The organism is Saccharomonospora halophila 8 (assembly GCF_000383775.1).
GTDB lineage: Bacteria > Actinomycetota > Actinomycetes > Mycobacteriales > Pseudonocardiaceae > Saccharomonospora > Saccharomonospora halophila.
This window is the reverse complement of record NZ_KB912585.1, coordinates 18,309-27,285: the sequence shown is the minus strand read 5'-3', so window position 1 is coordinate 27,285 and position 8,977 is coordinate 18,309. Positions and strand designations below refer to the sequence as shown.

The following is an 8,977-nucleotide window of genomic DNA, read 5'->3' as shown; positions in this document are numbered from 1 at the left end:
CAGCGCGTCCAGCCTGCGCGCGAGCGCCTCCGGCGCCGCGTCCGGGCGGATGTCGGTCTGCACGAGCGTCCGGTGCAGCTGCGACACCTCCCACCCGTCGCCGCTGCCGCTGCCCGCCGGGACGGCGAGTGTGACGTCGACCAGCCACCGGGACGGTTTCCCGGTCAGCGCCGGAGTCTGGTGGCTCTCGATGCCGGTCACGTGATCGGCTCGGATCAACCCGTCACTGAGCGTCGCGATCCAGAGATCCTGTAACCCCATCGTGCGAGTCCCTCCTCGGCCGTTTCGATGCCGATACCGCTGTGATGATCGCGGTTACCCGGTACGAAGGGTGCATACTCCCGCACCGGCCGGGAACAGAGCCCCGACGTATAGGTCGTTATACGCTTTCCGGGCTGGTGCGTGCCCTCCCGCGGCCGCCGTCGTCCGGCTCGTGGGCCAGGTCGTTGCGGTGGCTCTCCTTCGTGATCAGGATGCACACGACCGTGAGCACGCAGCAGACCGCGATCAACGTGGAGGTCAGCACCGTGCCCACGGCGCTGGCCGCCGCGAACACCGGCGGCGCCACGCCGGCACCGAGCCCGGCCATCTGATAACCGAGGGACGCTCCCGTGTAGCGGGCGCGGGTGCCGAACATCTCCGTGTACAGCGCCGCGAGCGGCCCGTACATCGCCGGATGCACCACCGACTGCCCCAGCACCACCGCCACCGTCAGCAGGACCGCGGACCCGGTGTCCACCAGCGGGAACAGGACGAACCCGAGCACGGCCATGGTCACCGCGCCGGAGAGCACGACCGGACGCCTGCCCACCCGGTCGGACAGCGCCGAGAAGCCGATGATGCCCGCGATCGCGCCCACCGAGGACACCGTCAACGCGTTGAGCACCGTCTGCCGTGCGAAGCCCTCCCCCACCGCGTAGGCGATCAGGTAGGTCGTCAACGTCCCCTGGGCGACGAACGCGGAGAATCCGACCCCCACCGCGAGCGCCAGGTTGCGCGGGTGGTTGCGCAGCACCTGCACGAACGGGGGCTTCTCCGCCCCGCCGGCCTTCCCGGTCTTCGCCGCCCGTGCCGTCGTCTGCTGCTCGGCCGTCGCGAACACCGGGGTCTCGGTGACCTTCATCCGCACGAACAGGCCCACCGCGAGCAGCACCACACTGAGCAGGAACGGCACCCGCCAGCCCCAGGCGAGGAACTCCTCCTCGGTGGTCAGGGCGTTGGTCAGGGTCAGCATCACCGTCGACAGCACCATGCCGCTCGGCGCACCCGCGTTGGTGAAGCTGGCCCACAGCCCGCGGCGGGTCTTCGCGTGCTCGGCCGACATGAGGACCGCACCGCCCCATTCCCCGCCGACCGCGATTCCCTGCACGACCCGCAGCAGCACCAGCAGCACCGGCGCCCATGCCCCGACCTGCCCCGGGGTCGGCAACAGTCCGATGAGGGTGCTGGCCACACCCATCATCGTCATGGTGATGACCAACATCTGCTTGCGGCCGAGCCGGTCACCGAAGTGGCCGAAGATCACTCCCCCGAGCGGGCGGGCGAGATAACCCGTGGTGAAGGTGCCGAGACTCGCGATCGTGCCGACCAGCGGATCCAGATTCGCGAAGAACACTTCGCTGAACACCACGGCCGACGCGGTCGCATACAACAGGAAGTCGTAGTACTCGATCACACTGCCCAGGTAGCTGGACAGCACCGCCCGTCTGAGCTGCGTCGCCGAGTGCGCCGACCGTCCCGGGGACCGTGTCCCGTCACCGCCCTGTGTCATGCCACCGTCCTGCCTCTCCGTCGAGACCGCCTGCCGTGCGGCTGCGCCACCGCACCCGGCAAAACTAAGCAGTACCGTCACGCTAGTCAATAAACTGCCCAAACTCGTTCCCCCTACGATGGCGGTGTGCGTACCGAGTCCGACCTCCCCGACACCGACGGCCTCCCGGACGACAGCGACGGCCTCCCCCACCCCGCCGACACCGACGAGTTCACCGACACCGACGAGTACGCCGACGTCGGCGGAGCGGCCGACCGGGACGACGCGGCCGTGCGGCGGCCCCAGACCCTGCTGCTGGCCTTCTTCGGGATCCACGTCTTCGGCCGCGGGATCCGCGTCGCCACCGGCAGCGTGCTCGACGTCCTCGGCAGGCTCGGCGTCTCCGAGCACGCCACCCGCTCCACGCTCAGCCGCATGGCCCGCCGGGACCTGTTGGACCGCGACCGCAGGGGCCGCCGGGTCTACCTCGGACTGACCGGGCGGTCGAAGGCCATCCTGCGCGACGGGGAGACCCGGATCTGGCGGATCGGCGCGGTCAACACCCACTGGGACGGCACCTGGACACTGCTCGGCTTCTCCATGCCCGAGTCCTGGCAACGGCAGCGGCACCTGCTGCGGTCCCGGCTGCTGTGGGCCGGGTTCGGGAGCCTGCAGGGCGGGCTGTGGATCGCCCCGTCGACCGTTCCGGTCGAACCACTGCTGCGCGGGCTGGACGCCGCCGACCACGTCAAGGTGTTCCAGGCCCGTGCCCTGCCCCCGACCGACGTGGCCGAACTCGTCCACGACGCGTGGGACCTCGACTCCCTGGCCGACCGGTACCGGCGTTTCATGGCGCACTGGTCCACCGACGACCCCCGGCGGCGGACCCCGGACACCCTCGCCCGGCATCTGCTGCTGCAGACCGACTGGCTGCGCATCGTGCGGACCGATCCGCGACTACCGCGGGAACACCTGCCCGGCGACTGGCCCGCCGAGCAGGCACAGCACCTGTTCCGGAGGCTCAACGCCGAACTCGAACCCACGGCCAGAGCACTCGCCACCGACCTCCTCGACACCTGCCCCGAGGAATCCCCGCCGTCACACGGGACCGCCTCGTAGGCCGCTTCGGGCGCTTCGCAGGACCACTTTGGGCACAAAGCTCACCGCGATCAAGGACGCGCCGATGGTAGCCGGGTCGGCGACACGCGGCTCCGACAACGGGTCCGAACCACCCGCTCGTGTCACCTCGGACGGTTCCCGGTTCACCGGCCGGGAACCGGGTAGCCCCTCCGGATGCTGGACCGACTGTTGCGCCGATCCGATTCGGTGACCGGGCTCGACCGGCCCGCCGAGCTCCTGGCCCGCCGGCTGCGCCGGATACTGGAGGGCACGACGACCGACCGTGCGCTGCGCGGCTCCTGGATCGGCCACCCGGTACACCCCCTTGTGGTGACCGTGCCCCTCGGGGCCTGGGTGTGCGCGTCCGCGTTCGACGCGATCGGACACCGCGACGCCGCCCGCAGGCTCGTGGCGATCGGGGTCACCGCCACCCCGGTCGCCGTCGTCACCGGGCTGGCCGAGTTCTCCCGGCTCACGACGCCGCAACGGCGCGTCGGGGCCCTCCATCTCGTGGCCAACGTCGCCGCGCAGGCGTGTTACCTTACGTCGCACCGCCACCGGGTCGGCGGTGCCCACGGGGCGGGTGTCGTGTGGGCCCTGCTCGGCCTGACCGCGGTCGCGGCGGGTGGCGCGCTCGGCGGCCATCTCTCCTACGCCCTCGGTGGGGGCGTGTACGAGTGGCAGAGCGGGCCGCGGGACACCCACTGAGCCGGCCCGGCCCGAGTCGTCCCGATCCGGTGGGCCCACCGTCGCGTGGCCGATCCCCGGCGGGCAGCGTCCGCCGGACACGCGAGCGCGGACACCAGGAGGTCGGGCATGACGGTGACCCTCGTCCACGGGACGTCGTTCTGCGTCTGTGACAACGACGGCGAACTGCGCGGTTCCCCCGCGCAGGGGGCCTTCTACCAGGACACCCGCATCCTGTCCGGATGGAACCTGCGCATCGACGGGCACCCCGTCGAACCCATCACGGTGCAGACCCCGGAACCGTTCTACGCCCGGTTCGTCGGCCGCGCCCATTCGGGTGAGGGTGAGGGGGAGAGCAGCCTGCTCGTGCGCCGGGAGCGCTACATCGGCGGGGGGATGCGGGAGGACTTCATCCTCCGCAACTACGGCCGCGGGCGCGTCGCCTGCACCGTGACCGTGCGCGTGGCCGCCGACTTCGCCGACGTCTTCGAGGTGAAGAAGGGCCACATCAACGACACCGGACACCACGCCGTCGAGGTCGCGGGAACCGGGCTGTACCTGACCCGCTACATCGGCGCGCACAGCCGCGGGGTCCGGATCACCGGCGAGACCCTCGTGGGTGACGGCGCCGAGTACAGCCGCGACCGCATCACCTTCCGTGTCTGGCTGCCCGCCGGGGAGGAGTGGTACGGCTCGGTCACCGCGCTGCCGACCGTCAACGGTGCCGCGGTCACCCCGCTGTTCCCCCGCGAGCGCCCGGTCGAGCACTCCCGGCCCGCGGTGCTCACCCGGCGCTGGCGCGAGGAGAGCCCCGTCCTGCGGCACTCGGGCGACCGTGCGCTCGCGCGCACCCTGCAACGCAGTCGGGAGGATCTGGGGGCGCTGCGCATCTTCGACCCGGAGAACCCGGAGGACGTGGCCATCGCCGCGGGGGCACCGTGGTTCATGGCCCTGTTCGGCCGGGACTCGCTGCTGGCCTCGCTGATGTCGCTGGCCATCGACCCGACCCTGGCGTTGGGCACCGTGCAGACCCTGGCCCGGCACCAGGGAACCCGGGTGGACCCGGACAGCGAGGAGGAGCCCGGCCGCATCCTGCACGAGGTCCGGTTCGGCGCGGACGCCTCCCTCGCGCTCGGCGGCAGTCACATCTACTTCGGCACCGTCGACGCCACCCCCCTGTTCGTGCTCCTGCTCGGTGAACTGGCCCGGTGGGGCATCGGCGCGGAGAACGTGCGGGCGTTGCTCGGCCACGCCGACCGTGCGCTGGAGTGGATCGACACCTACGGCGACCGCGACGGCGACGGGTTCATCGAGTACCACCGCGCCACCGAGGCCGGTCTGGCCAATCAGGGGTGGAAGGACTCATGGGACGGCGTGAACTTCGCCGACGGCGAGATCGCCCGGTCCCCCCTCGCACTGTGCGAGGTGCAGGGTTACGTCTACGCCGCGTTCCGGGCACGGGCGTGCCTGGCGGAGTACTTCGGCGACCACGACACGGCCCGGTACTGGTCCGACCGCGCCGCGGACCTGAAACAGCGGTTCAACGACGTCTTCTGGATGCCCGGGCCCGGCCGGTACGCGCTCGGCCTGGACGCCGACAAACGCCCCATCGACTCCGTCACGTCCAACATCGGGCACTGCCTGTGGACCGGGATCATCGACCCCGACCGCGCCGCCTCGGTCGCCGACGGTCTGCTGTCCCCGGCGATGTTCACGGGTTGGGGCGTGCGGACCCTGTCGTCGGAGATGGGCGCCTACAACCCGATGAGCTACCACAACGGCTCGGTGTGGCCACACGACAACGCGCTCGTCGCGGCCGGGCTCATGCGCTACGGCTTCGTCGCGCACGCGCAGCGCGTCGCCACCGCCGTCCTCGACGCGGCCGAGGCGTTCGACGGGCGATTGCCCGAGTTGATGTGCGGATTCGACCGCGACGAGTACAGCACCCCGGTCCCCTACCCGACGTCGTGCTCGCCGCAGGCGTGGTCCTCGGCGGCGCCGGTACACCTGTTGCGCACCCTGCTCCGGGTGCAACCGGGCATGCACCGACGGGAATTGCGGATCGCGCCGGAACTCCCGGAATCGTTCGGAACGTTACTGATCGACGACGTTCCGTTGACCGGCGGTCGCATTTCCATCGAGGCGCGCGGAAGCTGGGTTCGGGTGGGGCATCTCCCGGAGGACGTGGAATTGGTCCGGGGAAACGTTCATTAGGACGTAGTACATTCCTGACGCACTGTTTCGCCCGCTGCCGCCGGGGGAATTGGGCGAACATGAGTCCACTCGAGATCGCGATGGTCGCACCTCCGTGGTTCGACCTCCCACCCACCGCCTACGGTGGCATCGAAGCGATGTGCAGCGACCTGATCGAACAACTGTCCCTGCAGGGCACCGAAATCACATTGATCGGAGTCGGGACCAACGGGACCCCGGCGGATTTCGTGCCGACGTGCGACCGCGCGAACGAGGACCGGCTCGGGCAGGTTCTGCCCGAGGTCACCCACGCCGCGGCACTGACCGAAATCATCGACAAACTCGACGCCGATCTCGTCCACGACCACAGTCTCGCCGGACCGCTCATGGCGCGCGGGCGCACCCTGCCGACCGTCGTCACCGCCCACGGGCCCGTCAACGGCGAGATGGGGCGTTACTACCGCGGTCTCGGCGACAGTGTCCACCTGGTCGCCGTCTCGGACGCCCAACGCCGCCTGGCGCCGGACCTGAACTGGGTCGGCACCGTCCACAATGCTGTGAGCGTGGACCGCTTCCCGTTCCGGTCGGACAAGGAGGACTTCGCGCTGTTCCTCGGCCGCGCGTGCCCGGAGAAGGGCATCCCGCAGGCGATCGCCGCCGCGCGGGAGGCGGGCATCCGGTTGAAGATCGCGGCGAAGTGCCGGGAGCCGGAGGAGAAGGCCTACTTCGACCGGGAGGTCGCCCCGCTGCTCGGGCCGGACATCGAGTGGCTCGGCGAGGCCGACCGTGCCCGCAAGGTCGAACTGCTCCAGGCGGCGCGGTGCCTGCTGTTCCCGGTGTGCTGGGAGGAACCGTTCGGCATCGTCATGGTGGAGGCGATGGCCTGCGGGACCCCCGTCCTCGGCTTCCGGCGGGGTTCGATCCCCGAGGTCATCACCCACGACCGCACCGGCTACGTCTGCAACGACGTCGGTGAACTGGCGCAGGCGATCGGCGAGGTGGACCGGATCTCGCCGCACGACTGCCGCGCCGAGGCCGAGCTGCGGTTCGACGTGGCGATGATGGCCGAACGGTACGCGCGGATCTACCAGTCCGTGCTCTGACCCGTGCCGGCCACCGAGGACGGTCCCGGTGCCCGCACACCGCCCACACCACCGCCGCCCATGCTCGCCGTGTCCGGCGAACCCCCGGACGGACCGGGGTGGGCCTTCGAATGGAAGTGGGACGGGGTCCGCGCGACCGTCGCCGTGGCGGACGGCGGGGTCGTCGCCCACTCCCGGAACCGGCGGGTGATCACCGAGTCCTATCCCGAACTGCACGCCCTGACCGAACTCACCCGGCACACGGTGCTGCTCGACGGCGAGATCGTCGCTCTGGACGAGCGGGGACGACCGGACTTCGACAGGCTCCAGTCGCGCATGCACGTCCACCGCCCCACCGCGCGACTGCTGCGCGAGATCCCGGTCGCCTACTACGTGTTCGACCTCCTCGCCGTCGACGACCGGGACCTGTGCCCCGAACCGTACGACCGGCGCCGGCAGCGGCTGCTGGAGTTCGGACTGTCCGCGCCCCCGGTCGTACGCACCCCGGACAACTACGTGGACGTGTCCGGCGCGGACCTGTTGCGGGTCGCCGCCGAGCACGGCCTGGAGGGCATCGTCGCGAAACGGCGTACCTCGACCTACAGTCCCGGGACCCGGTCCCGGAGCTGGGTCAAGACCGCCCTGCGCCTGACCCAGGAGGTCGTGCTGGGCGGATGGGTTCCCGGCGAGGGCCGCCGGGCGGGCACGCTGGGCGCACTGCTGCTCGGCGCCTACGACGACACCGGAACACTGCACTACGTCGGGCACGTGGGCACGGGCTTCAGCGACACCGCTCTCGACGAGATGCGCGAACGTCTGGCCCCGCTGCACCGTCCGTCCAGCCCGTTCGGCACCCCGGTGCCCCGGGACCGCGCCCGTCGGGCGCACTGGGTCGAACCCGACCTGGTCGGCGAGGTGGAGCACCGCCAATGGACCGCCGACCGCAGGCTGCGGCACCCGTCCTGGCGGGGCCTGCGCCCGGACCGCACCTCCCACGAGGCCCGCCTCCCCCCGACCTGACCCGCGAGTCGCCACTCCACGCCCGCGAGTCGCCACTCCAGGTCAGCGAGTCGCCACTCCAGGTACGACCGCGCGTCCGCGCCCGCCGTCGGTGGTCAGCGTGTGACCGCCACGCCCGCGAGCCCGTGCGACCGGGCCGGGGCGCCGTCGTAGGGGTCGGCGCCGTCCGGCCGCCACTGCGGCAACCACACCAACCCCGGCTCCACGAGTTCGAGACCGTCGAAGAACGCCGCGATCTCGGCACGGGAGCGCGGTGCGGCGGTACTGTTCGCCCTCGTCCGGTACGACTCCGTCACCTTCTCGGACAACGCGAGCGTCTCGGAGTCCGACGGGTCGACGTGGATGTGCGACAACGCGAGCAGACTGCCCGACGGGAGTCGGTCCCGGTAGTACGCCAGCACCCGCTCCGGTTCCGTCTCCGGGGGCATGAAGTGCAGCAACGCGACGAGCAGCAGGCCGACCGGCTCGGTCTCGTCGATCAGTCCGGTCTCCAGGACCCGCTTCCACAGGTGGGCACCCTCGAAGTAGTCCGCGTCGATCGCCCGGTGCCGCGCCGGGTCCGCCGTCCGCTCCAGCAGGACCTCGGCGTGCGCCCGCGCGATCGGCTCGTTGTCGATGTAGACCACCCGGCACCGCCCCGGTGCCACCTCGTCGGCGACCTCGTGCACGTTGCCCTGGGTCGGCAGACCCGACCCGATGTCGACGAACTGCCGTACGCCGCGCTCGACGGCGTAGCGCACGGCGCGGCGCAGGAACGCCCGGTTCGACCGTGCGAAGTCCCGCATGTCGGGGATCAGTCGCAGCTGCTCCTCGGCGAACGCCTGATCCACGGCGTAGTTGTGCACACCACCGAGCAGGTAGTCGTACACCCGCCCCACCGACACCTTGTCCACCGACTCCGCCAGTCGGTCGGCATTGTTCGCCGACATCCGCACACTCCTCGCCGAGATCTACCAACGGGTACACACCCAGTGTGCCCTGTCCCGGCCGGTCCGTGCACCGGAGTCCGGTGCTTTTCGACGGACGGCACGGTCCCACCCGCCCGCGGTGCCGCCGGACCGGTGGGGCGCGGACTCAGCCGGCGGGCGCGACCTCCAGGAACGCCTCGCCCGCGGACACGCGCACC

Annotated in this window: 8 protein-coding genes; 5 read left to right on the top strand and 3 right to left on the bottom strand. The window is 71.0% G+C overall.

The genetic code is table 11. The features are described from left to right. Positions 1–261: hypothetical protein (locus tag SACHA_RS25785; protein WP_019812087.1), on the bottom strand; the 261-nt coding region annotated here is incomplete at its 3' end. Between the two features lie 118 nt (positions 262–379). Further along, the gene (locus SACHA_RS0118135) at positions 380–1,771 is read right to left on the bottom strand and encodes an MFS transporter (protein ID WP_019812085.1); all 1,392 of its coding nucleotides are present in this window, start codon (positions 1,769–1,771) and stop codon (positions 380–382) included. Between the two features lie 126 nt (positions 1,772–1,897). Here SACHA_RS0118135 and SACHA_RS0118130 point away from each other — a divergent pair, with 126 nt between their 5' ends. From SACHA_RS0118130 to ligD, 5 genes are all read left to right on the top strand, one after another. Then, on the top strand, positions 1,898–2,869 hold the full coding sequence (locus SACHA_RS0118130; protein ID WP_019812084.1) for a PaaX family transcriptional regulator: 972 nt from the start codon (positions 1,898–1,900) through the stop codon (positions 2,867–2,869). 174 nt (positions 2,870–3,043) lie between these two features. Further along, a complete protein-coding gene (locus SACHA_RS0118125) occupies positions 3,044–3,577 on the top strand; it encodes a DUF2231 domain-containing protein (RefSeq protein ID WP_019812081.1) in 534 nt (177 codons plus the stop codon). A gap of 108 nt (positions 3,578–3,685) precedes the next feature. Further along, a complete protein-coding gene (locus tag SACHA_RS0118120; RefSeq protein ID WP_019812079.1) occupies positions 3,686–5,770 on the top strand; it encodes an amylo-alpha-1,6-glucosidase in 2,085 nt (694 codons plus the stop codon). Positions 5,771–5,829: 59 nt separating this feature from the next. Then, complete coding sequence (locus SACHA_RS0118115; RefSeq protein WP_019812076.1) at positions 5,830–6,852, top strand: glycosyltransferase family 4 protein; 1,023 nt, start codon at positions 5,830–5,832, stop codon at positions 6,850–6,852. Positions 6,853–6,912: 60 nt separating this feature from the next. Beyond that, on the top strand, positions 6,913–7,851 hold the full coding sequence (gene ligD / locus SACHA_RS0118110; RefSeq protein ID WP_019812074.1) for a non-homologous end-joining DNA ligase: 939 nt from the start codon (positions 6,913–6,915) through the stop codon (positions 7,849–7,851). 95 nt (positions 7,852–7,946) lie between these two features. Here ligD and SACHA_RS0118105 read toward each other — a convergent pair whose 3' ends face one another. Beyond that, complete coding sequence (locus SACHA_RS0118105; protein WP_019812072.1) at positions 7,947–8,780, bottom strand: SAM-dependent methyltransferase; 834 nt, start codon at positions 8,778–8,780, stop codon at positions 7,947–7,949. Positions 8,781–8,977 lie beyond the last annotated feature (197 nt).

Bases quoted from the DNA above. Each gene is read 5' to 3' on its own strand.
- SACHA_RS0118135 (WP_019812085.1), bottom strand. From the start codon at position 1,771: ATGACACAGGGCGGTGACGGGACACGGTCCCCGGGACGGTCGGCGCAC.
- SACHA_RS0118125 (WP_019812081.1), top strand. From the start codon at position 3,044: ATGCTGGACCGACTGTTGCGCCGATCCGATTCGGTGACCGGGCTCGAC.
- SACHA_RS0118120 (WP_019812079.1), top strand. From the start codon at position 3,686: ATGACGGTGACCCTCGTCCACGGGACGTCGTTCTGCGTCTGTGACAAC.
- SACHA_RS0118115 (WP_019812076.1), top strand. From the start codon at position 5,830: ATGAGTCCACTCGAGATCGCGATGGTCGCACCTCCGTGGTTCGACCTC.
- ligD (WP_019812074.1), top strand. From the start codon at position 6,913: ATGCTCGCCGTGTCCGGCGAACCCCCGGACGGACCGGGGTGGGCCTTC.
- SACHA_RS0118105 (WP_019812072.1), bottom strand. From the start codon at position 8,780: ATGTCGGCGAACAATGCCGACCGACTGGCGGAGTCGGTGGACAAGGTG.